22 protein-coding genes and 1 pseudogene are annotated in these 21,132 nt (G+C 63.0%); 18 read left to right on the forward strand and 5 right to left on the reverse strand.

All coding sequences use genetic code 11. The features are described 5' to 3' along the window. Positions 1 to 67 precede the first annotated feature (67 nt). The gene (gene parC / locus HK436_RS14125; RefSeq protein WP_173190728.1) at positions 68 to 2,347 is read left to right on the forward strand and encodes a DNA topoisomerase IV subunit A; all 2,280 of its coding nucleotides are present in this window, start codon (positions 68 to 70) and stop codon (positions 2,345 to 2,347) included. Between the two features lie 89 nt (positions 2,348 to 2,436). Here parC and HK436_RS14130 read toward each other — a convergent pair whose 3' ends face one another. Beyond that, positions 2,437 to 2,739 (reverse strand): hypothetical protein, encoded by a 303-nt coding sequence (locus HK436_RS14130; RefSeq protein WP_173190730.1) that lies wholly within the window; start codon positions 2,737 to 2,739, stop codon positions 2,437 to 2,439. A 317-nt stretch (positions 2,740 to 3,056) separates the two neighbouring features. Here HK436_RS14130 and HK436_RS14135 point away from each other — a divergent pair, with 317 nt between their 5' ends. From HK436_RS14135 to HK436_RS14160, 6 genes are all read left to right on the forward strand, one after another. Beyond that, positions 3,057 to 4,559 carry a sensor histidine kinase gene (locus tag HK436_RS14135; protein WP_194248537.1) on the forward strand — a complete coding sequence of 501 codons (1,503 nt, stop codon included), beginning with the start codon at positions 3,057 to 3,059 and terminating at the stop codon, positions 4,557 to 4,559. Between the two features lie 94 nt (positions 4,560 to 4,653). Next, positions 4,654 to 5,061, forward strand: coding sequence for a response regulator (locus HK436_RS14140; RefSeq protein ID WP_376769193.1), 408 nt, complete (start codon positions 4,654 to 4,656; stop codon positions 5,059 to 5,061). Positions 5,062 to 5,502: 441 nt separating this feature from the next. Next, complete coding sequence (gene msrP / locus HK436_RS14145) at positions 5,503 to 6,450, forward strand: protein-methionine-sulfoxide reductase catalytic subunit MsrP (protein ID WP_173190734.1); 948 nt, start codon at positions 5,503 to 5,505, stop codon at positions 6,448 to 6,450. A 2-nt stretch (positions 6,451 to 6,452) separates the two neighbouring features. Then, entirely contained in the window at positions 6,453 to 7,136 is a 684-nt protein-coding gene (gene msrQ / locus HK436_RS14150) for a protein-methionine-sulfoxide reductase heme-binding subunit MsrQ (RefSeq protein ID WP_173190736.1), read from the forward strand. Between the two features lie 97 nt (positions 7,137 to 7,233). Beyond that, on the forward strand, positions 7,234 to 7,803 hold the full coding sequence (locus HK436_RS14155) for a DUF3592 domain-containing protein (RefSeq protein WP_173190738.1): 570 nt from the start codon (positions 7,234 to 7,236) through the stop codon (positions 7,801 to 7,803). A 76-nt stretch (positions 7,804 to 7,879) separates the two neighbouring features. Continuing rightward, on the forward strand, positions 7,880 to 9,397 hold the full coding sequence (locus tag HK436_RS14160) for a helicase HerA domain-containing protein (protein WP_173190740.1): 1,518 nt from the start codon (positions 7,880 to 7,882) through the stop codon (positions 9,395 to 9,397). Here the strand turns inward: HK436_RS14160 and HK436_RS14165 are convergent, their stop codons facing one another. From HK436_RS14165 to HK436_RS14175, 3 genes are all read right to left on the reverse strand, one after another. Then, positions 9,398 to 10,297: a DMT family transporter gene (locus tag HK436_RS14165; protein WP_173190742.1), complete on the reverse strand. Its 900-nt coding sequence runs from the start codon at positions 10,295 to 10,297 to the stop codon at positions 9,398 to 9,400. A 64-nt stretch (positions 10,298 to 10,361) separates the two neighbouring features. Next, positions 10,362 to 11,120: an arginyltransferase gene (locus HK436_RS14170; protein ID WP_173190744.1), complete on the reverse strand. Its 759-nt coding sequence runs from the start codon at positions 11,118 to 11,120 to the stop codon at positions 10,362 to 10,364. Between the two features lie 104 nt (positions 11,121 to 11,224). Beyond that, entirely contained in the window at positions 11,225 to 11,695 is a 471-nt protein-coding gene (locus tag HK436_RS14175; protein WP_173190746.1) for an RDD family protein, read from the reverse strand. A gap of 146 nt (positions 11,696 to 11,841) precedes the next feature. Here HK436_RS14175 and HK436_RS14180 point away from each other — a divergent pair, with 146 nt between their 5' ends. Both HK436_RS14180 and HK436_RS14185 read left to right on the forward strand, forming a co-directional pair. Beyond that, entirely contained in the window at positions 11,842 to 12,087 is a 246-nt protein-coding gene (locus HK436_RS14180; RefSeq protein WP_173190748.1) for a type II toxin-antitoxin system VapB family antitoxin, read from the forward strand. Further along, positions 12,087 to 12,482 carry a type II toxin-antitoxin system VapC family toxin gene (locus HK436_RS14185; RefSeq protein WP_173190750.1) on the forward strand — a complete coding sequence of 132 codons (396 nt, stop codon included), beginning with the start codon at positions 12,087 to 12,089 and terminating at the stop codon, positions 12,480 to 12,482. Before HK436_RS14180 ends, HK436_RS14185 begins: the two co-directional genes overlap by 1 nt. 3 nt (positions 12,483 to 12,485) lie before the next feature. On the opposite strand, the gene hemB is transcribed toward HK436_RS14185, so the two are convergent. After that, positions 12,486 to 13,511, reverse strand: coding sequence for a porphobilinogen synthase (gene hemB / locus HK436_RS14190; RefSeq protein WP_173190752.1), 1,026 nt, complete (start codon positions 13,509 to 13,511; stop codon positions 12,486 to 12,488). A 135-nt stretch (positions 13,512 to 13,646) separates the two neighbouring features. Here hemB and HK436_RS14195 point away from each other — a divergent pair, with 135 nt between their 5' ends. The 9 genes and pseudogenes from HK436_RS14195 to HK436_RS14235 all read left to right on the forward strand — a co-directional run bounded on the left by HK436_RS14195 (position 13,647) and on the right by HK436_RS14235 (position 21,106). Further along, positions 13,647 to 14,255: a TetR/AcrR family transcriptional regulator gene (locus HK436_RS14195; protein ID WP_173190754.1), complete on the forward strand. Its 609-nt coding sequence runs from the start codon at positions 13,647 to 13,649 to the stop codon at positions 14,253 to 14,255. Between the two features lie 3 nt (positions 14,256 to 14,258). Then, complete coding sequence (locus HK436_RS14200) at positions 14,259 to 14,639, forward strand: RidA family protein (RefSeq protein WP_173190756.1); 381 nt, start codon at positions 14,259 to 14,261, stop codon at positions 14,637 to 14,639. Between the two features lie 156 nt (positions 14,640 to 14,795). Further along, positions 14,796 to 15,215: a DUF6163 family protein gene (locus HK436_RS14205; protein WP_173190758.1), complete on the forward strand. Its 420-nt coding sequence runs from the start codon at positions 14,796 to 14,798 to the stop codon at positions 15,213 to 15,215. Between the two features lie 147 nt (positions 15,216 to 15,362). Next, the gene (ldtR, locus tag HK436_RS14210) at positions 15,363 to 15,875 is read left to right on the forward strand and encodes a transcriptional regulator LdtR (RefSeq protein WP_173190760.1); all 513 of its coding nucleotides are present in this window, start codon (positions 15,363 to 15,365) and stop codon (positions 15,873 to 15,875) included. A gap of 268 nt (positions 15,876 to 16,143) precedes the next feature. Beyond that, entirely contained in the window at positions 16,144 to 17,394 is a 1,251-nt protein-coding gene (locus HK436_RS14215) for a L,D-transpeptidase family protein (RefSeq protein WP_173190762.1), read from the forward strand. Between the two features lie 158 nt (positions 17,395 to 17,552). Then, positions 17,553 to 18,865 (forward strand): annotated as a pseudogene (gene glyA / locus HK436_RS14220) (serine hydroxymethyltransferase). 37 nt (positions 18,866 to 18,902) lie between these two features. Further along, entirely contained in the window at positions 18,903 to 19,367 is a 465-nt protein-coding gene (nrdR, locus tag HK436_RS14225) for a transcriptional regulator NrdR (protein WP_173190764.1), read from the forward strand. Between the two features lie 6 nt (positions 19,368 to 19,373). Continuing rightward, entirely contained in the window at positions 19,374 to 20,489 is a 1,116-nt protein-coding gene (gene ribD / locus HK436_RS14230) for a bifunctional diaminohydroxyphosphoribosylaminopyrimidine deaminase/5-amino-6-(5-phosphoribosylamino)uracil reductase RibD (protein WP_173190766.1), read from the forward strand. Next, complete coding sequence (locus HK436_RS14235) at positions 20,489 to 21,106, forward strand: riboflavin synthase (protein ID WP_173190768.1); 618 nt, start codon at positions 20,489 to 20,491, stop codon at positions 21,104 to 21,106. The genes ribD and HK436_RS14235 overlap by 1 nt, the downstream gene beginning before the upstream one ends. The last annotated feature ends 26 nt before the right edge of the window (positions 21,107 to 21,132 follow it).

The raw sequence follows: 21,132 nt of genomic DNA on the forward strand, positions 1-21,132 counted from the left end.
TGCCGCCGCCTGCGGCGCGAGGCGATTGCGGCTTGCCCCGAATCACCCGCTCAAGTAACCGGATTTCATGGGAAAAGACCTTATTCCGCCCGGCTCCGACGGGGGCGATCACATCGAGCCGGTCGATCTGCGCAAGGCGCTCGAGGAACGCTACCTTGCCTATGCGCTCTCGACCATCATGCACCGTGCGTTGCCGGATGTGCGCGACGGGCTGAAGCCCGTCCATAGACGCATCATGCACGCCATGCGCCTGCTGCGCCTCAACCCCGAGCAGGGCTTCGCCAAGTGCGCCCGCATCGTCGGCGAGGTTATGGGCAAGTTCCACCCGCATGGCGACCAGTCGATCTACGACGCGCTGGTGCGTTTGGCGCAGTCCTTCTCCGTGCGTTACCCGCTGGTCGACGGGCAGGGGAATTTCGGCAATATCGACGGCGATAACGCGGCCGCCATGCGCTACACCGAGGCGCGCATGACCGAGGTCGCCACCCAGCTTCTGGAAGGCATCACCGAGGACGCGGTCGACTTCCGCCTCACCTACAACGAGGAGGACGAGGAGCCGGTCGTGCTCCCCGGCGCCTTCCCGAACCTGCTCGCCAATGGCTCGTCCGGCATCGCCGTCGGCATGGCGACCTCGATCCCGCCGCACAACGCCGCCGAACTCTGCAAGGCCGCCCTCCACCTGATCGACCACCCGGAGGCGGAGGTCGAGGACCTGATGACCCGCGATCCGGCCGACGATCCGGACGAGAACAAGGTCCGCGGCCCCGACTTCCCGACCGGCGGTATCGTGGTCGATTCCTTCGACGCGATCCTCGAGGCCTATAAGACCGGCCGCGGCTCGTTCCGTGTCCGCTCGAAATGGCACACGGAGGATCAGGGCAGGGGCGTCTGGCAGATCGTCGTCACCGAGATCCCCTATGGCGTCCAGAAATCGCGGATGATCGAGAAGATCGCCGAGCTGCTTCTGGCCCGCCGCCTGCCGCTGCTCGACGACGTGCGCGACGAGAGCGCCGAGGATATCCGCCTCGTGCTGGTGCCCAAGAGCCGTACGGTGGACCCGGCCATCCTGATGGAATCGCTGTTCAAGCTCACGGAGCTCGAAAGCCGCTTCCCGCTCAACATGAACGTGCTCTCGCGCGGCAAGGTGCCGGGCGTCATGTCGCTCAAGCAGGTGCTGCAGGAGTGGCTGGAGCACCGCAAGGACGTGCTCGTCCGCCGCTCCCGCCATCGCCTCGCCGAGATCGTCCGCCGGCTGGAAATCCTCGGCGGCTACCTGATCGCCTATCTCAATATCGACGAGGTCATCCGCATCATCCGCGAGGAGGATGAGCCCAAGCCGGTGATGATGGCCCGCTGGGACCTGACCGATCTGCAGGCCGAATCGATCCTCAACATGCGCCTGCGCTCGCTGCGCAAGCTGGAGGAATTCGAGATCCGCAAGGAGTTCGACGCGCTCACCGCCGAGAAAGAGCAGATCGAGGCGCTGCTCGCCTCCGACGCCAAGCAGTGGAAGACGATCCGCTGGCAGGTGGAGAAGCTGCGCGACCAGTTTGGCTCCCACACTGAGCTCGGCCGCCGCCGCACCCAGTTCGCCGACGCGCCCGAGCATGACGAGCAGCACATCGCCCACGCGATGATCGAGCGCGAGCCCGTTACCGTCATCGTGTCGGAAAAGGGCTGGCTGCGCGCGATGAAGGGGCATCTGGCCGATTTCGAGGGCCTGTCCTTCAAGGAGGGCGACAAGCTCAAGCTCGCCTTCCACGCCCAGACCACCGACAAGATCCTCGTCTTCACCACCGGCGGCAAGTTCTACACCATCGGTGCCGACCGGCTGCCCGGCGGGCGCGGCCATGGCGAGCCGATCCGCATCATGGTCGACATGGACAACGAGCAGGACATCGTCACCGCCTTCGTGCATGACCCGTCGCGCAAGCTTCTCCTCGTGTCGCATCAGGGCAACGGCTTCGTGGTGCCCGAGGGCGAGGTGGTGGCCAACACCCGCAAGGGCAAGCAGGTTATGAACGTCAAGTCGCCCGACGAGGCCAAGATCTGCGCGCCGGTTTCGGGCGACCATCTCGCCATCGTGGGCGAGAACCGCAAGCTCATTGTCTTTCCGCTCGCCGACGTACCGGAGATGACGCGCGGCAAGGGCGTGCGCCTGCAGAAATATAAGGACGGCGGCGTCTCCGACGCAAAGAGCTTCGCGATGGAAACCGGCCTGTCATGGACGGATTCCGCCGACCGCACCTTTGTGAAGACGCGCGAGGAGCTGGCCGAATGGATCGGCGCCCGCGCCGGCGCTGGCCGCATGGTGCCGAAGGGTTTCCCGAGGACGGGTCGGTTCTAGCGCGCCTCGCGCAGCAGCCGAAACGACCGCAAGAAAAAACCCCGCCGGCGCTAACCGGCGGGGTTTTTCGTATAACGCTGATATGTCTATCAGAACGTCATGATCTGCGAGCAGAGCGCCGTGCCTTCAGTGCCACGGTTCTCTTCCGCCTCGCACTGCGTGCGCAGCGTCTCGCGCTGCTCCTCGGTCAGTGCACCGTAGGCGGAGCGCATCTCGTCGACCGAGCGCATCTCGGTCATGGTGTCGTCGGTGTAGAAACCGCCAACCAGTTCGCGATCCATCATGATCGGGCTGTTGCCCTGGCTTTCAGTCGCTGCGTCCGTTGCAGTCTGTGCAAAGGCCGAACCGGCAAAGGCGGCACACAGGGCGGTGGCGAGAAGAATACGTTTCATCTTTAGGGCTCCTTCGTTGTTTTCATGATCGAGTCCTGACGATCGGTGAAGCAACGTATGCTTGCGGAAAATAGTTCCGCGCAATTTTGTTGCGAATCGCAACTGCGCGTTCACGGCTGAGTGATCGATGCACCGGAAGCGAGGTGGACTGCTGGGGAGCTGACGGCGCAGAGCACATGAATTTGCAGGCTTGGGCCTCGCGTGCATTTCGCTTCGGTATTTGCGATGCGGAATATTTGGTCCGCTGCTCATGGCACAAGCTGCGATTGTGCTCTAAATGAGGTTGACACTTTTCCCACGCCTGTAGCCGAGGTCGCTTGAAGCACCAAACTCGACTCAACGATGAATCGCGCCGTTCGGCAGCTCTTCACAGCTACAACGTGATGGATTCACCACGTGAGGCAGAGTTCGACGATATAGCCAGGCTGGCAGCGGAGGTTTGTGCAACACCGATTGCTGTCGTCAATCTCGTCGACACGCACCGGCAGTTTTTCAAGGCCGAAGTCGGTCTCGGTGTGCGGGAGACGCCGCTTGAGACATCATTCTGCGGGCACGCGATTCTCTCCGAAGACATGATGGTGGTGAACGACGCGTCCAAGGACCCGCGCTTCGACGGCAATCCACTGGTGCACTCCGAGGGTGGATTGCGCTTTTATGCGGGCGCACTCCTGAAAGCGCCTGGGGGACTCCCAATCGGTACGGTCTGCGTTCTTGATACCGTCCCCCGCGACCTCGATGCCCATCAGATACGCACGCTGAAGCTCCTTGCGCGCCAGGTGATGACGCAGTTGGAACTAAGGCGCTCAATAGCCGATCAGGCCTCGGCCGTGGAGCGCCTTTCGGCGCTGATGGAACTCGGAGATCGTCTGCGGCCGTTGGACACTTATGCCGACATGGCCAGGATTGCAGGCGAGATTGTCACGCGGACTCTCAGAATTTCGCGAGCTGGCTTCGGTCGTTTGAGCAATGGCTTTGAAACAATCACGATTGATGGCGATTGGGCGATCGAGGGCCAGGTGAGTGTCGCTGGCATACACAACCTCGACGATTATGGCCTGTTCAGTGCAGCTCTCAACGATGGTCGAAACATTATTCTGAATGACGTCAGAAGCGATGCCCTGACCAAGGACGACACGGCTCTGCTGGAAGCGATCGACGTAAGGTCGATGATCAACGTTCCCCTTGTCGTTCACGGGAAGGCCATTGCGTTGTTTTTTGCGCATGACCGGCTGCCGCGCCTCTGGAGCGACAGCGACATCGACTTTGTTCGATCCGTTGCGGACGGCGTTCAGGTAAATATGGACAGGCTGAGCGCCCAGAAAGAGCAGAAGATCCTCAATCAGGAACTGAGCCATCGCCTCAAGAACACGTTGGCTATGGTGCAGGCGATCGCAACGCAGACACTGCGACAGGTTACCGATCGACAGGCCGTGGAGGCATTCACCCAACGCATCGGCGCGCTCTCGCGCGCACACGATGTGCTGGTGAACCAGAGTTGGTCCGAGGCAATCGTGCGGGACATAGTCGTCGCGGTGCTCTCAACCTTTGATCGGATGGACCGGTTCGATCTTGTGGGTCCTAACCTGCGCATAGGCCCAAGAGCCACCCTGTCACTCTCGTTGATCCTCCACGAACTCGCGACCAACGCAATCAAATATGGCGCCCTCTCGGTTCCTGAAGGGCGTGTCGCTGTGGAATGGCGGGTCGAACGCGACGAGACCGGGGATATTTTGATTTTTAGCTGGATAGAGAGGGATGGCCCCCTGTCGTCGAGCCCTCAGGCCGTGGATTTGGGTCTCGGCTTATTAATATGGGTTTGATTGGAACCGGCGGTGTTGAGGCAAGTTACCGTCATTCAGGCCTGATGGTTCTCATGCAGGCAAAGCTGCAGCAGATGCAGCAGACATAGGCGGCATAGGTTTGTCCCAAATTTCAGGCGTCCGAACGATCGTCCTCGTTGTAGAGGACGAGCCGCTTCTTCGCATGGCCGCGGTGGACATGGTGGAAGACGCAGGCTTCGAGGCACTCGAGGCGTGCAACGCTGCCGAAGCAGTCGCGATTTTGGAAGGCCGCACCGACATACATATTGTTTTTACTGACATTGATATGCCGGGAGACATGGATGGCATGAGGTTGGCGGCGATTATCCGAGATCGTTGGCCGCCTATCCATCTTATCGTGACATCCGGACACGTAGCCTCTCGCGACCTTCGCCTGCCTCCCGACGCCGTATTTTTCGGAAAGCCTTACGACGAACGGCAGGTGACGAAGGAGATGCTCAAAAGGTCCTTGAACAGCGGGGCCGGTCCCACCGGCGCCTGACAAGGGACAGCAAGCGTCGGGTTCCTGAAAGCTCGAATCCGATAGTCGGTCTTGGCCGGTTGCCTACGGGCGGTTGCCGCTGCAACTCGATATGAAATCCGTAATCCGGCAACTTTTATCCATATCTTGGTCATCGCGGCGACGGTGCCGCGGGCACGGCGTCGATCTTTGCCAGAGGAGCGCAACCGCCCGGATCTATTCAGCACGCGACTGTAGTGGGGAGCCCGCTGCATTGGAGGTCCATCAACCCACCGCCCTCATCCCGAGGTGCGAGCGTAGCGAGCCTCGAAGGACGCACAGCCCCCAAAAATCCTACAAAAAACACGCCTTCGTGATGTAACATTTCATGTCGTTCGACCGAAACTATGTTCGTGTGCGCAACGTGACTGGTCATTGAAAAGCGGGCTCCGGCCCGCAGGCCGAAAGCAGGAGATCATGCCCATGGCTTCATATCGTTATCCGAATGTGGCGGCGTCCGAGATAACGCCGCGGTCCGTCTGGCTCGACCGTCGCCGTTTCCTGGCTGGTGTCGGCACGGCGGCTGCATTGCCGCTCATCGGCGGCGGTGTAGCTCATGCGGCGGCATTGAAGACCACCCCTGGTCCCTTCACCATCGACGAGGAGCCGACCGCCAAGTCGGACGTGACCAGCTACAACAATTTCTACGAGTTCGGCACCGGCAAGGCCGACCCTTCGGCCAACTCCGGCGACTTCAGGCCGGAACCGTGGACGCTTGAGGTCGACGGCCTTGTCGGCAAGCCGCAAAAGTTCGATCTCGACAGCCTGCACGCTTTCCCTCTGGAGGATCGCACCTATCGCATGCGCTGCGTGGAAGCATGGTCGATGGTCATCCCGTGGGTGGGCTTTCCGCTCGCAGCCCTGCTTGACCGCGTCGAGCCGCTGGGCAGCGCGAAATACGTTGCATTTGAAACGGTCGTGCGGCCGGAGGAGATGCCCGGTCAGCGCGGGCTGTTCCAGCCGCTGGAATGGCCCTATGTGGAGGGCCTGCGCCTCGACGAGGCGCGCCATCCGCTCACCATTCTTTCCGTCGGCCTTTATGGCGAGACCCTGCCGAAACAGAACGGCGCGCCGGTCCGCCTCGTCGTGCCGTGGAAATACGGCTTCAAGGGCATCAAGTCGATCGTGCGCATGACGCTGGTGGAAGAGGAACCGGTGACGAGCTGGTCGCGTCTTGCGCCGCAGGAATACGGTTTCTATGCAAACGTGAATCCTGAGGTCGACCATCCGCGCTGGAGCCAGGCGAGCGAGACGCGCGTCGGAGAGGGCGGGTTCTTCAACGCCGCCCGGCGCCCGACGCTGCCTTTCAACGGTTATGCCGATGAGGTTGCCAGCCTCTACGCCGGCATGGATCTCAGGAAGAATTACTGACCATGGCACAGGTAGAAGCCAGATCGGTGCAAGCGAAACCGGCCCAAGGCCGAACGGCGCGGGCGAAGCCCTGGAACTGGCGGCCCGCCAGCATATGGGCGCTCTACGCTGTGGGTTTCGTGCCTGCCGTCTGGTATTTCTACCTCGGCGCGACGGGGCAGATAGCGGGCAACGCGGTCAAGGAGTTCGAGCATCTGCTGGGCATCTGGGCGCTGCGCTTCCTCATTGCCGCGCTCACCGTCACGCCGCTGCGCGATCTCGCCGGCGTCAACCTGCTACGCTATAGGCGCGCGCTCGGCCTTCTCGCCTTCTGGTATGTGCTCATGCATTTCCTCACCTACATGGTGCTCGACCAGAACCTCAACCTTGGAACGATCCTGGCCGACATCGCCAAACGGCCGTTCATTACCATCGGCATGGCCTGCCTCGTGCTGCTCATACCGCTGGCGGCGACCTCGAATGCGTGGTCGATCCGCAGGCTCGGCCCCAACTGGCAGCGCCTGCACAAGCTCAGCTACCTGATCGTTCTTGGCGCTGCGACCCATTTCGCCATGTCGGTGAAGGTCGTCACGGCCGAGCCGTTCATCTACCTGCTGATCGCCTTCGTGCTCGTCGGCTACCGCGCCCTGCGGCCGCGCATCATGCGCTGGAAAAAGGCCCGCCGCCTCGCGGAGAGTGCCCGTTAACCCATTCGGATAAGCGCAATTTAACCGAATTCCTTGGTCGTTGCTCAACATACCCATGCTAGTCTGAGGATGGGGAAAACGATCGGCGGGGGCCGAGATGGATACGGCGAGCTTCGGAGCAATCCGGGCCAGAGGCGGCCGCAATACGCGGCCTCGGGGCAGGGCGCTCAACGTCCTCATTGGCATGGCGTTGGCCATCGTATCCTTCGCATTGCTGGCAAGCGTGCCCTGGCGGCAGGCGGCCACGCATATGGAGGCACGAGCCTGGCCAACGGCCGAGGCGACCATCGTCTCCGCAACGCTCTTCGAGGATCGACTGCCGCGCGGCGAAGGCTTCGTCAGTGAGCTCGTTCTGTCGGTCGCTTACGAATTCGAAGCCGATGGCGAGCGGCGCACCGGCCATTCGGCCAGCCTTTCCGACCGTGCCGAACCCGGCGACCGCCGCCTCCGCCGGCTCTACCATCGGCTGGTCTTCGCCAGCGTAACGGGCCGGACGGTGCCGGCCCATTACGATCCCGACAATCCGGACCGCGCCTATCTGGAGACCTCCTTCGCCTGGCGCCCGGCAATCCTGAAGGGTCTCCTGGGACTGGTGGGCATGATTGCTGGGCTGCTTCTCATGGCTGCGCCCCTGCGATTGCTCGGCCGGCCTGCGCCTCTCTTGTGAATTGCGACCGCCGACCCGCGCAATGTGTTGCCGGGGATGATATGCCTGCCGCATTGCAACACGCGTCGAGGCATGAATGAAGGTCGGTATCGATCTGGGAACGGGCGCGGGCGGCGCGCCGGCATCCGTCGACCTTGAGGAACTGCTCGCCACGCGCCTGCTCGTCCAGGGCAATTCGGGTTCTGGCAAGTCGCACCTGCTGCGCCGGCTGCTGGAGCAGTCGGCTCCCTGGGTGCAGCAATGCGTGATCGACCCCGAGGGCGATTTCGTGACGCTGGCCGACAGGTTCGGCCATGTGGTGGTCGACGCTGCGCGCACCGAGACGGAACTCACGCGCATCGCCGGCCGCATCCGCCAGCATCGCGTCTCCGTGGTGCTCAACCTCGAGGGGCTCGACGTCGAGCAGCAGATGCGGGCGGCCGCCGCCTTCCTCGGCGGCATGTTCGATGCCGAGCGCGACCACTGGTACCCGGTGCTTGTTGTGGTAGACGAGGCCCAGCTCTTCGCGCCCGCCGCAGCCGGGGAAGTCTCCGACGAGGCCCGCAAACTGTCTCTGGGCGCGATGACCAACCTGATGTGCCGCGGCCGCAAGCGCGGCCTCGCCGGCGTCATCGCTACCCAGCGCCTCGCCAAACTTGCGAAGAATGTCGCTGCGGAAGCTTCCAACTTCCTCATGGGGCGTACCTTTCTCGACATCGACATGGCGCGCGCAGCCGACCTGCTCGGCATGGATCGCCGTCAGGCGGAGCAATTCCGAGACCTCGATCGCGGTCGGTTCGTGGCGCTCGGCCCGGCGATCGCGCGCCGGCCTCTGCCGGTGGCGATCGGTGCGGTCGAGACGTCCGCGCGCTCCGTCAGCCCCAAGCTGATGCCGCTGCCGGAAACGGCGCCGGAGGATGCTGCCGAGCTGATCTTCAAGATGGACCCGATCGAGCTGCGCCAACCGGTTCGTCGACCACCACCGCCGCCTCCGCCCACACCCACGGCGGAAATCCTGGCCCAGCTCGTCCGGTCCAAGCCGGAGCCGGCCGCAGCCGACGCGGGGTCGCTTTTCCCCGAGATCGACGAGGCCGAACGAGACGCCGCTCTCGATGCCGTATTGCGCGAGATCGTGGCCGATGCCGACGCCGCGTTCCGCACGGTCGCCGTGCTCTACCAAGATTTTCTCGTCCGCTGCCGCATCCACAGGGTGCCGGGCCAGCCGCTGGACCTCGCTGCGTTCAAGCGCAGGCTGGCGATCGCGCGGGCCGGCGTCGACGAGGCAATGGCCGGCGACGATGCCTGGCAGGAGGCGCTGCGCATTTCGGAGAGCCTGACTGACGACATTCAGGGTGTTTTCCTGATCGTCGCGCAGGCGGCCCTGGCCGGCGCGCCGTGCCCGTCCGATGCGACGCTGGCGCGGGCCTACGGCACCCACTCGCTGTCGCGCGCGCGTCGGCTGCTCACCTATTTCGAGGAGCGGGGCCTGCTGGTGGTTCGCACGGATTTCCATGGCCAGCGCATCGTCGTCTTTCCTGACCTCGGCGCCGAGAGCGCACCAGGTGATCCCAACGCGCCGAACGACCTGGCGGAGAGCCGCGACGCTGCCGAGTAATCAGGGGGCGTGGCGGACCGCCTGTGCGGCCCGGCGTCGCCGGCCTTGATGAAGCTGCCATAGCGAATGAGAGAGCAGGGCGGTAATCAGGATTGCCCCGCCGATAAGCGTCTGCGGCGTTGGCGTCTCCAGGAAGATCAGCCACACCCAGATCGGCGCCAGAACGGTTTCCAGCAGGTAGAACATCGCGACCTCCGGCCCGGAGATGTATTTCGGGCCGGTCGCCAGCAGGAAAAAGGCGATCGGCATCACCACCGCGCCGTTAAGGACGATCCACCCCGGCGCCTCGATCCTGTAGCCAACCTGCGCGACCATGGCGACGGCGACCAGCAGCGGCAGACTGACCGCGACCAGCGAGGTGAATCCCATGTCTTGCCCGGTTGCCCTCGTGATCGTGATGGCCGAGGCGATGCACAGCGACGAGCACATCGCCAGCACATTGCCGAAAAGGCTGCCGGCGGAGATGCCGTCGCTGACGATGATGGCGACACCCACCAGCATGGCAGCCATGGCCGCCAGCGTCGCGGGACGCGGCCGCTCCTTCAGGAAGAGCCATGAAAGCACCGCCGCGAAGACCGTGTTGAAGGCCAGCAGGAATACGAGATTGGCCGTCGGGATATGGTAGACGGCGCTCAGAAAGCAGATCGAGCCGATGCCGTAGCATGCGGCAACCGCCAGGCCGGCCTTGCCGGGCAAAAGCGCGGGCGCGCGCGGCGAAAGCGCCCGCCAGACCGCCCACACTATGGCGGTGACCGCCAGCGTGGTGGCGCAGCGCACCATCAGCACCGACCAGACGTCGCCGTTGGCGAGCTTGATGAGCGGAATGTCGACGGTCAGCGTCAGCCCGCCGATGGCGGTCAGCAGCAGACCCTTGGAATGGTCGGAAATGGGTGCGGACATGGAAACTGGCTCCGGCGGAACGCCGAGGAAGGCAACGGGCGAAAGGCGGAAGAACCGGATACCGTCAGACGGATTCGTGGTCGTAGCGTTCCCAGCCCTTGGGACCGAGATGCTCCTGCGGTCCGAAGCGTACCTTATAAGCCATCTTGCGGGACCCGTTGACCCAGTAACCGAGATAGACGTGGGGCAGCCCCGCCGCGCGCGCGCGCGCGATGTGATCGAGGATCATGAAGGTGCCGAGCGAGCGATCCTCGAACTCAGGATTGAAGAACGAATAGACCATCGACAGCCCGTCGCCCATGCGATCGGTCAGCGCGACCGCGATGAGCTCGCCTTCGCCCCGGCCGGTGATGAAGGAGTCCGGGCCGCGCCTGCGATATTCGATGATCTTGGTATCAACATGTGTATCTTCGACCATCATCGCATAGTCGAGCACGGTCATGTCTGACATCCCGCCGCGGCGGTGACGCGCATCGAGATAGGTGCGGAAGAGGGAATATTGTTCGGTCGACGGCTCCGCGTCATGCTCCACGCCGATCAAGTCGGCATTGGTGGCCGCAACGCGCTTCATGCTGCGCGACGGCTTGAATTCGTCGACGAGGATGCGCACCGAAACACAGGCCCGGCAGGTTTCGCAGGCGGGGCGATAAGCGATGTTCTGCGAGCGGCGGAAGCCGCCCTGCGTCAGGAGGTCGTTGAGTTCGGCCGCGCGCTCGCCGACGAGATGCGTAAAAACCTTCCGCTCGAACTGTCCTTCGACATAAGGACAGGGCGAAGGCGCTGTCAGGAAGAACTGCGGCGATTGCGTCGGTTGGTGCTTCATGAGCCGTTGCTGCGATTCAGGTTTCTAGGCTTGTCACGCCCGCAGCAAACGTCAACTGTAAAATATTGAATATGACGTAACGCAAACCTTGGAGCACAAGGCGTTCAGCGGTCGTCGCGGGTCACCACCGTGCCGAGCAACAGATCGTGAACCGTGCGCTTGCGGTCCAGGAAGAGTGTCGCGAGCAGGATCAGGGGCGTCAGGATGACGTTTCCGGCCCAGAACAGCACCGTGTGGACCACGGCGATCAGGCCGTCGACGGGACGACCGTCTAGCCGGTCTAGGCGGATGCCCATCATCTTCATGCCGACCGTCGCCTGGTTGGCGCCGCCTAGCGTGTTCCACACGTAAAGCAGGGCAACTGCAGGACCGAGGATGGAAAAGAGCATCCATCCCAGCCCCAGCGTGAGGACGCCGAGGATCGCGACCAGGATGGCAAACGGGATCAGCAACAGCGCGATGATGCAGTAGTCGATGATGAAGGCGAATATGCGCCGTGTCCGCACACCCTCATAGACACGCGTGTCTTCGAGGCGTGACGAGATGATCTCACCGTCGAGAACCCGTGTGTTCATGATGCGCGCTGCTCCTTGTGCTTCGATTGATTGCTGTCCGTTGCAGATGGGAATTGTGCTACCGAATTCAAGATGGCACTTCCCTTCCAGTCGTGTATCCGATGCTGTATATACGGATAGATACAAGTCGCTAGATAGAGTGTGAGATGGCCTTTCATATCAGGAATTCTGAGACTGAGGCCTTGGCGCGGCGGCTCGCTGCCCTGAGGAAGGCGGGTTTGACAGAGGTGGTGCACGACGCGCTCCGCCACGAGCTCGATCGAGAACTGGGCAAACCGTCACTGGTCGAAAAGGGGCTTGCGTTCACCCGTGCTCTTCGGGCGAAGGGAAACCCTGAACATGGCCTGCCGGCCGACAAGGCATTTATCGACAGCCTTTATGAGAAAGACTGATGTTCATTGACGCTTCCGCGCTGACAGCGCTCCTCACCGACGAGGACGATGCGCGCGAGCTGCTGGCCCGCATGCAGGGGGCGACGACGCGCATCACTTCGCCGATGGCGGTGTGGGAGGCAGCCATCGCTGTCGCTCGCGAGCTCGACTTGAGTGTGAAGGAAGTCGCTTCTGCGCTGGAGGCGTATTTCGAAGAGATGGGAATCGAGGTCGTCGCCGTTCCGCCTTCGACCGCCAGAATTGCGATCGACGCCTATGAACGTTACGGCAAGGGACGGCACCCAGCGCGACTGAACTTCGGCGACTGCTTTGCCTATGCCTGTGCGAGGCATTTCGGCATGCCTTTGATGTTCAAGGGTGCGGATTTCCCCCTGACGGACATCGAAGCGGCCTAGGTACTATCCCTTCAGCAACTCCGCCACGCGCGGCGCGAAATAGGTCAGGATGCCGTCGCAGCCGGCCCTCTTGAAGGCCAGCAGGCTTTCCAGCATCGCCCTTTCGCCGTCGAGCCAGCCATTGGCGCTTGCGGCCTCGATCATCGCGTATTCGCCGGACACCTGATAGGCGAAGGTCGGCATCTGGAACTCGTCCTTTAGCCGCCGCACGATGTCGAGATAGGGCAGGCCGGGCTTGACCATGATCATGTCCGCACCCTCGGCGATGTCCTGCTCGGTCTCGCGTACTGCCTCGTCGGAATTGGCGTGGTCCAGATAATAGGTCTTCTTGTCCCCCTTCAGCAGGCCCTGCGTGCCGATCGCCTCGCGATAGGGGCCGTAGAATGCGGAAGCGAACTTCGTCGCATAGGACATGATCGCCACATCCTGAAAGCCCGCCGCATCCAGCGCATCGCGGATCGCGCCGATGCGTCCGTCCATCATGTCGGATGGCGCGATGATGTCCGAGCCGGCGGCCGCCTGAAGCACCGCGGCAGCCGCGACCTGATCGACGGTCTCGTCGTTGACGATGATGCCGTTGTCGAGAACGCCGTCATGGCCATGGCTGGTGAAGGGGTCGAGCGCGGCGTCGGTGATGATGCCGATTTCCGGCACTGCGGCCTTGATCGCCCGTGTGGCGCGGTTGATGAGATTGTCAGGGTTCAGAATCTCGGAGCCGGTGCGGTCGCGCAGCGCGAGATCCACATTGGGGAAGGTGGCGAGCGCCGGAATGCCAAGCTTCGCCGCCCGTTCGGCTTCCTTCACTGCCAGATCGACTGATAGGCGGAACACACCCGGCATGGCCGCGACTTCCTCGCGGCGGTTTTCGCCATCGACCAGGAAGATCGGCCAGATCAGGTCGTTCACCGTCAGGTGGTTTTCCTGAACCAGCCTGCGCGACCAATCTGCCTTGCGCATGCGGCGCAACCTGCGTGATCCGGTGATCTCGTCGACGCTGCGCGACGGCTTCAGGCGGGCAGGGCTGTTCATGGCATTCACTCCGGTTCGCCGGCTTCTATCACGGTCAGGGCGAGCGAACAAAGCATGCAATGGCAGGCCAAAATGCCGCTGGACAGTAATTTTAGAATGTGTATTTTAAAATGAGAATTCTAATTAGAGAGTCAGATGGGACGCAACCGCTCTTTCGATGAGACCCAAGTGCTGGAAAGCGCGATGCACGCCTTTCGCCGCCACGGTTACGCCGGCATCTCGATCAAGCAGTTGGAGGAAGCGACGGGTCTCAGTTCCGGCAGCCTCTACAACGCCTATGGCGACAAGGAGGGGTTGTTCCGCGCCGCGATGGCGTTTTACGTCGACGGTTATGTAGCTGGCCGCATCGAGGCGCATGCGGGGCCAGTGGCGACGCTCGAAGACCTTGAGCAACTGTTCCTCACCTTGTTCAGGGAGCCCATGACCGACGGCAATGGCTGCCTGGTCGTCAATTCCACGATGGAGTTTGGAACGCAGGGTTCCCCGGCCGAGGAGGCCATGGCGCGGTCGTTCGATCTGGTGACCGCAGGCATTCACGGGGTGCTGCGGCGCGAGATCGAGCCGGAGCGCTCCGCCGCCGAAGCCGACAAGCTGCTTCTTCTCTACCACGGCATCCTCGTCTTCTCCCGGGCAGGGCGGTTCGACGAAGGCTTCGAGGATGCGGTTCGATCACAGTTCGACATCCTGCGACAATCGCGAGACCGCTTCCGGTCCCGCCAGCAGACAACCCAGAAGGAGGAATGAGATATGACCAGGAAGTTCAACCCGGAAGGAATGACCCCGCCGCCTTTCTACAGCCACGGCGTTGAAGTGCAGGCCGGTGCGCGCATGGTATTCGTCTCCGGGCAGGTCGGTGTCCGGCGCGACGGGACGGTTGCCGAGGACATCGGGGCGCAGGCCGCCGTCGCGATCGAAAACCTCACCGCCGTGCTTGCCGCTGCCGGCATGACGCCCGCCGACATCGTGAAGTCCACGATCTACCTTACCGACGAGGCCAATTTCGAGGGGTTCACCGCCGCTGCGGCTCCGCTGCTCGTTCAGCCGCCGGCAGCGACTACGCTCGTCTATGTGAAGGCGCTGGCTTCGCCGTCGTTGTTGGTGGAGATCGAAGCCGTCGCGGCGAAGTAGGAAGTGCTCGATCCTGCCGTGCTGTGATTCCGTGTGCAAGGCGGCGCCGTTCAGTGGCTACGCTTTGCCCCGATCACCATCGCGGATGTCTTTGCCCAACCGCGCGGCAAAAACTATGCTTAACGAATCGCAACGATCCGGGAGCAGTCATCCGCAATGCAGCAGGTCTTTGAACGCGCGCCCCTGCACGCGACCACGCTGGAACTCATCTGGCAGTGGTTCCACAGGATCGTCGCCGTCTACTGCCTGCTGTTCGGGGTTCTCTACTGGGTGCGGCTGGTGGGTATATATGAAGGCGCCAACTGGCGCTTCGATCTGATGCCGGTTCACTGGCAGGTGGTTTCGGTGACGCTTGCGGTCTTGTTTCCGTTTGCCGCGAGCGGCCTCTGGATGCTGGCCTCCTGGGGCTTCGTCATCTGGTTCATCTGCGCGGTGATCGAGACGACGATGTATGCGGGCTTTCCCGATCTTTACGGCTGGCGCATCGAGGTGATCGTGTCCCATGCGCTCGTCGCCCTCATCTATGCCGCCTTCAGATTGGTCTTCTATATCCGCTCGCGCAAACAGGAGGATTAACCATTTTTAGGCCTCTTTGCAGCTCGGCCCCTGGTAAGCCCTTGTTAAGCCTGCGGTTTAAGTCGAATTTTATAGGCATTCGATAAGGTCGGGCCAAGGTGAGAACAAAAAACAAAATCACCGGGCGTCAAAACGAGAGGCTAGACCATGATGACTTCGCGCCAGGCGGCGAAGCCCGCTGAAAACAACGATCGCTATGACTCGATCCGTTCGCTTTATCTTGAATCGCTTCAGCTCGTCGAGCGGCTGCACCGCCGGTTGCTTGATGTGATCAAGGATGAATTTGACCGTGCGGGTCGCAGCGACATCAATTCCATCCAGGCACTGCTGCTCTTCAATATCGGTTCGGCTGAGCTGACCGCCGGCGAGCTGCGTTCGCGGGGCTACTATCTCGGCTCGAACGTGTCCTACAACCTCAAGAAGCTGGTCGATCTGGGCTTTATCAACCACCAGCGTTCGCGTGTCGACCGCCGCTCGGTGCGGGTGAGCCTCACGCCGAAGGGGCAGGAGGTCGCCGAGGTCGTCGCACGCCTCTATGACCGTCACGTCGGTTCGATCGAGCAGGTCGGTGGCATCAATTCGGAAGAGTTCCAGCAGATGAACCGCGCCCTGCAGCGCCTGGACCGCTTCTGGAATGACACCATCGCCTACCGCATGTAGGACCCACTCTCCGTATCGGGCCACCGGGGTCCGATTCTATCCGAACCGCAAGCGGCCCGCCGCTTGCGGTTCGCCGTTTTCAGAGTTCCGCGGCGCTGCGCCGCACCTTGGTCACGATCCTGCCATAAAGGAATGAAACCCAAACGGATAACTTCCGTTAAGGAGTGTGGCAGCCGGGCGGGTTTGGCGATTCTTAACGTTAACCGCTCACTATGCCGGATGAAGTCGCGACTTTTCGCGGCAGACGAGAACAATGTCGGGAAAATCCATGAAGACATCTCGCCGTATCTTCCTTGCCGGTGCGGGTGCGACAGCAGCCAGCGCCTTGTCTGGAAGCGCGTTCGCGCAAAGCGCCATCGATGACATCCTCGCGTCAACCCAGCGCGGCAACTGGGACGACCAGTTCGACGCGCGCGCCACGACGCAGCCGGGCACCGTGGTCTCGACGACGCCGGTGTTCAGCCCATTCACCGTTGCCTATATCGAGCAGACGCTCGGCCAGTATCGCGACATCGTCTCGCGCGGCGGCTGGCCGATGGTGCCGGACACCAAGGCCCTCAAGGTCGGCGTTGTCGACCCCGACGTGCAGGTGCTGCGCCGCCGCCTGATGATCTCGGGTGACCTTTCGGAACAGGCGGGCATCTCGTCTTCATTCGACACCTACGTTGACGCCGCGCTCAAACGCTTCCAGATCCGCCACGGCATTCCCGCCGACGGAGCCACCGGCCGCTTCACCTATGGCGCCATGAACGTTTCCGCGCAGGTGCGGCTCGGCCAGCTCGAGACCAATCTCGTGCGTCTGCGCTCGATGTCCGGTTTCCTCGGCGATCGTTACGTGATGGTGAACATTCCCGCCATTCAGATCGAGGCGGTCGAAGGGGACCGCGTTGTCTCGCGTCATGCCGCCGTGGTCGGCAAGATCGACCGCCAGACGCCGATCCTGAATTCCAAGATCCACGAGATCATCATCAATCCGTACTGGAACGCGCCTGAGTCGATCGTGCGCCGCGACATCATTCCGCTGATGCGCAAGAATCCGCAGTATCTGACCGAAAACAACATCCGCATCCTCGGGCCAAACGGCGAAGTCGATCCGATGAGCATCGACTGGTCGACGGAAGAGGCGGCAAAGCTGCGCTTCCGGCAGGATCCGGGCAAGATCAACGCCATGGCTTCGGTGAAGATCAACTTCCCCAACCCGCATGCCGTCTACATGCACGACACGCCGCAGCAGAGCCTGTTCAACCAGCTCGAACGCTTCCACTCGTCGGGCTGCGTGCGCGTCCAGAACGTGCGCGACCTCGTCACCTGGCTGCTTCGTGACACGCCCGGCTGGGACAGGCGCCATATCGAGCAGACGATCCAGAACGATTCGGACGTCCCGGTTGCTCTGACTAATCCGGTACCGGTGTATTTCACCTATATTTCGGCCTGGGCAAGCGACGGTGGTGTGGCGCATTTCCGCGACGACATCTACGGCCGCGACGGGGTGGAGGAGCTTCAGCTCTCCACGCTCTGATTGCCAGACACGCTGCAAAATTGAAGGCCGCCTCCAGGGCGGCCTTTTCTTTTTCGGAACGGCGCAAAAGGGCGATCAAAATTCGCGTGCCGAACATGGAAGGGCCTCGGGAAGTGTGTTAATGCGCCGCCATCTCCCGACGAGTAAAGGACTGAGCCATGGCCCTCGACCCCGCAGCAGCGACGGATGCGTCCGCATTCTTCACCGAGACGCTCGAATCGCGCGACCCGGAAATCTTTGGGGCCATCCGCAAGGAGCTCGGTCGCCAGCGTGATGAAATCGAGCTGATCGCCTCGGAGAACATCGTCTCCCGCGCCGTTCTCGAGGCGCAGGGCTCGATCATGACCAACAAATATGCGGAAGGGTATCCGGGCAAGCGCTACTATGGCGGCTGCCAGTTCGTGGACATCGCCGAGGAACTGGCCATTGAGCGCGCCAAGAAGCTGTTTTCCTGCAACTTCGCCAATGTGCAGCCGAATTCGGGCTCGCAGATGAACCAGGCGGTGTTCCTGGCGCTGCTGCAGCCGGGCGACACCTTCATGGGGCTGGACCTCAACTCGGGCGGCCACCTGACGCATGGATCGCCGGTCAACATGTCCGGCAAGTGGTTCAACGTCGTGTCTTACGGGGTGCGCGAGGACGATCATCTGCTCGACATGGACGCCATCGAAAAGCAGGCGCACGAGACGAAGCCGAAGCTGATCCTTGCCGGCGGCACCGCCTATTCGCGCATCTGGGACTGGAAACGCTTCCGCGAGATCGCGGACAGCGTCGGCGCATGGCTGATGGTCGATATGGCCCATATCGCAGGCCTCGTTGCCGGCGGCGTGCATCCGTCGCCGATCCCGCACGCCCACGTCGTCACCACCACGACCCACAAGTCGCTGCGCGGCCGCGCGGCGGCATGATCCTCACCAATGACGAGGATATCGCCAAGAAGATTAACTCCGCTGTCTTCCCCGGCCTCCAGGGAGGGCCGCTGATGCATGTCATCGCCGCCAAGGCGGTCGCCTTCCGTGAAGCGCTTCAGCCGGAGTTCCGCGCCTATGCGCAGAACGTCGTCACCAACGCCAAGGCGCTGGCCGCGAGCCTGCAGGAGACCGGGCTCGACATCGTCTCGGGTGGCACCGACAACCATTTGATGCTGGTCGACTTGAGGCCGAAGAACGCGACCGGCAAGCGCGCCGAGGCAGCACTCGGCCGTGCCCACGTCACCTGCAACAAGAACGGCATTCCGTTCGACCCCGAAAAGCCGTTCGTCACCTCGGGCGTGCGCCTCGGCACCCCGGCCGGCACCACGCGCGGTTTCGGCGCGGCCGAGTTCCGCGAGATCGGCAAGCTGATCGCCGAGGTGCTGGATGGGCTCAAGGTCGCAAACTCGGACGAGGGCAACGCCTCGGTCGAGGCCGCGGTGCGCAAGAAGGTGGAAGCACTGTGCGAGCGCTTCCCGCTCTACCCCTATCTGGGGTAAGCAGTCCGGCGAGACAGATTCGCCGGATCGATAAGCTATGCGCTGCCCCTACTGCCAGTCCGAAGATACGCAGGTGAAGGATTCCCGCCCCGCCGAAGACGGGGCGGCGATCCGCCGCCGCCGCGTCTGCCCGGATTGCGGCGGCCGTTTCACCACCTTCGAGCGCGTGCAGTTGCGCGATCTCGTGGTGCTGAAGAAATCGGGCCGCAAGGTCCCGTTCGACCGCGACAAGCTGCTGCGCTCCGTCGAAATCGCCGTGCGCAAGCGCAATGTCGACCCGGAGCGCATTGACCGGGCCGTCAGCGGCATCGTCCGCCAGCTCGAAAGTTCCGGCGAGAGCGAGGTGGTTTCCGGCGAGATCGGCCGTCTCGTCATGGAGGCCTTGAAGTCGATAGACGACGTTGCCTATGTGCGCTTCGCATCGGTCTACCGCAATTTCCGCGAGGCCAAGGATTTCCACGACGTGCTCGGCGAGTTGCGGGGCGACGAAGACGAGGAGTAGGTGGCGATGGCGGCACAGGACGCTGCCCGGCAGGCGGAGACTGACCGCCGCTTCATGGCCGCCGCCATCCGGCTTTCGCGCAGGCATCTTGGCCTGACGGCCACAAACCCTTCCGTGGCAACCCTCATCGTGCGCGACGGCGTGATCGTCGGGCGCGGTGTGACGGCCATCGGCGGCCGGCCGCATGCCGAGACGCAGGCGCTGGCCGAGGCCGGCGATCGCGCGCGCGGCGCGACCGCCTACGTCACCCTCGAACCCTGCGCCCATCATGGCCGCACGCCGCCTTGCGCCGACGCGCTCGTCACCGCGGGCGTGGCGCGGGTGGTGGGCGCTGCCAGCGATCCGGACGAACGCGTTTCGGGCAAGGGATATGCAATCCTGCGTGCCGGCGGCATCGAGGTTACGGAGGGCGTGCTGGCCGAAGCCGCCGCCGATATGCTGGCCGGCTACCTGAATCGGTCCCTGAAAAAACGGCCGGAAGTGATTCTCAAGCTTGCGATTTCGGCCGACGGCATGATCGGCCGGCGGGGAGAAGGCCAGGTCGCAATTACCGGCACGCAGTCGAGGCTTCAGGTGCATATGATGCGCGCCGAATGCGATGCAATCCTGATTGGTGTTGGCACTGCCGTTGACGACGACCCAGAGCTGACATGCCGGCTTCCGGGGCTGGAAGCGCGCTCCCCGACGCGCATCGTGCTCGACCGGAGCCTGCGGCTGCCGCCTTCTTCAAAGCTTGCTCAAAGCGCTCGCGAGGTGCCGGTGCTGGTGGCCGCCGCCGGCGACGCGGATGCGGGCCGCCGCGCCGCGCTGGCAGCGCAAGGCGTCGGTTTCCTGGCAACCGAGATCGACGAGACCGGACGGATCGCGCTGCCCGAACTGCTTGAAGACCTTGCCGCGCAGGGCACGATGACGGTGATGGTCGAAGGCGGCGCGGAAACGGCCGCTCATTTCCTCGACGAGGGTCTCGTCGACCGCATTGCGCTCTATGTCGGGCCGGGCACGGTGGGACAGGGCGGCGTCGCTTCGCCGCTCGATCCGGCCGGACCGCCGGAAGGTTTCCGTCTCGTGCGGGAAGCCACGTTCGGAAAGGACCTCTATCGCGAATATGTAAGGACACGCTGATGTTTACCGGGATTGTCACCGACGTTGGCAGCGTCGCATCCGTCTCGCCGCTGCCGGAAGGGATCCGGCTCCGGATCGAGACGGCCTATGATCCAGAGACGATCGCGATCGGGGCGTCGATCGCGTGTGCCGGCGTCTGCCTGACGGTCGTGGCGCTTCCCGAGCAGGGCTCGAACCAGCGCTGGTTCGAGGTCGAGGCTTGGGAGGAAGCGCTGCGCCTGACGACGGCGGCGAACTGGGGTGAGGGCACCGCGATCAACCTCGAACGCGCGCTGAAGATCGGCGATGAACTGGGCGGCCACATCGTCTCCGGCCATGTCGACGGCACGGCCGAGATCGTCGAGCGCAAGGAGGAGGGCGACGCCGTGCGCTTCACCATCGAGGCGCCGAAGGAACTGGCCCGCTTCATCGCCCCGAAAGGGTCGGTGGCGCTGGACGGCACGTCGCTGACCGTCAATCACGTCGAAGGCAGGCGTTTCGACGTGCTCCTGATCCACCACTCGCTTTCCGTGACGACGTGGGGCGAGCGCCAGCCCGGCGACCGCGTCAACCTCGAAGTCGACACCATGGCCCGCTATGCCGCGCGACTGAGCGAGGCTGCTGCGGAGGGGTTGTAGCTCCATTTTGCAAGCCTTGCGTCCCG

The sequence above is a fragment of the Neoaquamicrobium sediminum genome, from assembly GCF_013240295.1.
Lineage (GTDB): Bacteria > Pseudomonadota > Alphaproteobacteria > Rhizobiales > Rhizobiaceae > Aerobium > Aerobium sediminum.

Coding starts and splice junctions, on each gene's coding strand:
- msrP (WP_173190734.1), top strand. CDS start 5,503: ATGGCTTCATATCGTTATCCGAATGTGGCGGCGTCCGAGATAACGCCG.
- HK436_RS14215 (WP_173190762.1), top strand. CDS start 16,144: ATGAAGACATCTCGCCGTATCTTCCTTGCCGGTGCGGGTGCGACAGCA.
- HK436_RS14195 (WP_173190754.1), top strand. CDS start 13,647: ATGGGACGCAACCGCTCTTTCGATGAGACCCAAGTGCTGGAAAGCGCG.
- hemB (WP_173190752.1), bottom strand. CDS start 13,511: ATGAACAGCCCTGCCCGCCTGAAGCCGTCGCGCAGCGTCGACGAGATC.
- ribD (WP_173190766.1), top strand. CDS start 19,374: ATGGCGGCACAGGACGCTGCCCGGCAGGCGGAGACTGACCGCCGCTTC.
- HK436_RS14165 (WP_173190742.1), bottom strand. CDS start 10,297: ATGTCCGCACCCATTTCCGACCATTCCAAGGGTCTGCTGCTGACCGCC.
- HK436_RS14175 (WP_173190746.1), bottom strand. CDS start 11,695: ATGAACACACGGGTTCTCGACGGTGAGATCATCTCGTCACGCCTCGAA.
- HK436_RS14185 (WP_173190750.1), top strand. CDS start 12,087: ATGTTCATTGACGCTTCCGCGCTGACAGCGCTCCTCACCGACGAGGAC.
- HK436_RS14235 (WP_173190768.1), top strand. CDS start 20,489: ATGTTTACCGGGATTGTCACCGACGTTGGCAGCGTCGCATCCGTCTCG.
- msrQ (WP_173190736.1), top strand. CDS start 6,453: ATGGCACAGGTAGAAGCCAGATCGGTGCAAGCGAAACCGGCCCAAGGC.
- HK436_RS14170 (WP_173190744.1), bottom strand. CDS start 11,120: ATGAAGCACCAACCGACGCAATCGCCGCAGTTCTTCCTGACAGCGCCT.
- HK436_RS14205 (WP_173190758.1), top strand. CDS start 14,796: ATGCAGCAGGTCTTTGAACGCGCGCCCCTGCACGCGACCACGCTGGAA.
- HK436_RS14130 (WP_173190730.1), bottom strand. CDS start 2,739: ATGAAACGTATTCTTCTCGCCACCGCCCTGTGTGCCGCCTTTGCCGGT.
- parC (WP_173190728.1), top strand. CDS start 68: ATGGGAAAAGACCTTATTCCGCCCGGCTCCGACGGGGGCGATCACATC.
- HK436_RS14155 (WP_173190738.1), top strand. CDS start 7,234: ATGGATACGGCGAGCTTCGGAGCAATCCGGGCCAGAGGCGGCCGCAAT.
- ldtR (WP_173190760.1), top strand. CDS start 15,363: ATGATGACTTCGCGCCAGGCGGCGAAGCCCGCTGAAAACAACGATCGC.
- HK436_RS14180 (WP_173190748.1), top strand. CDS start 11,842: ATGGCCTTTCATATCAGGAATTCTGAGACTGAGGCCTTGGCGCGGCGG.
- HK436_RS14200 (WP_173190756.1), top strand. CDS start 14,259: ATGACCAGGAAGTTCAACCCGGAAGGAATGACCCCGCCGCCTTTCTAC.
- HK436_RS14160 (WP_173190740.1), top strand. CDS start 7,880: ATGAAGGTCGGTATCGATCTGGGAACGGGCGCGGGCGGCGCGCCGGCA.
- nrdR (WP_173190764.1), top strand. CDS start 18,903: ATGCGCTGCCCCTACTGCCAGTCCGAAGATACGCAGGTGAAGGATTCC.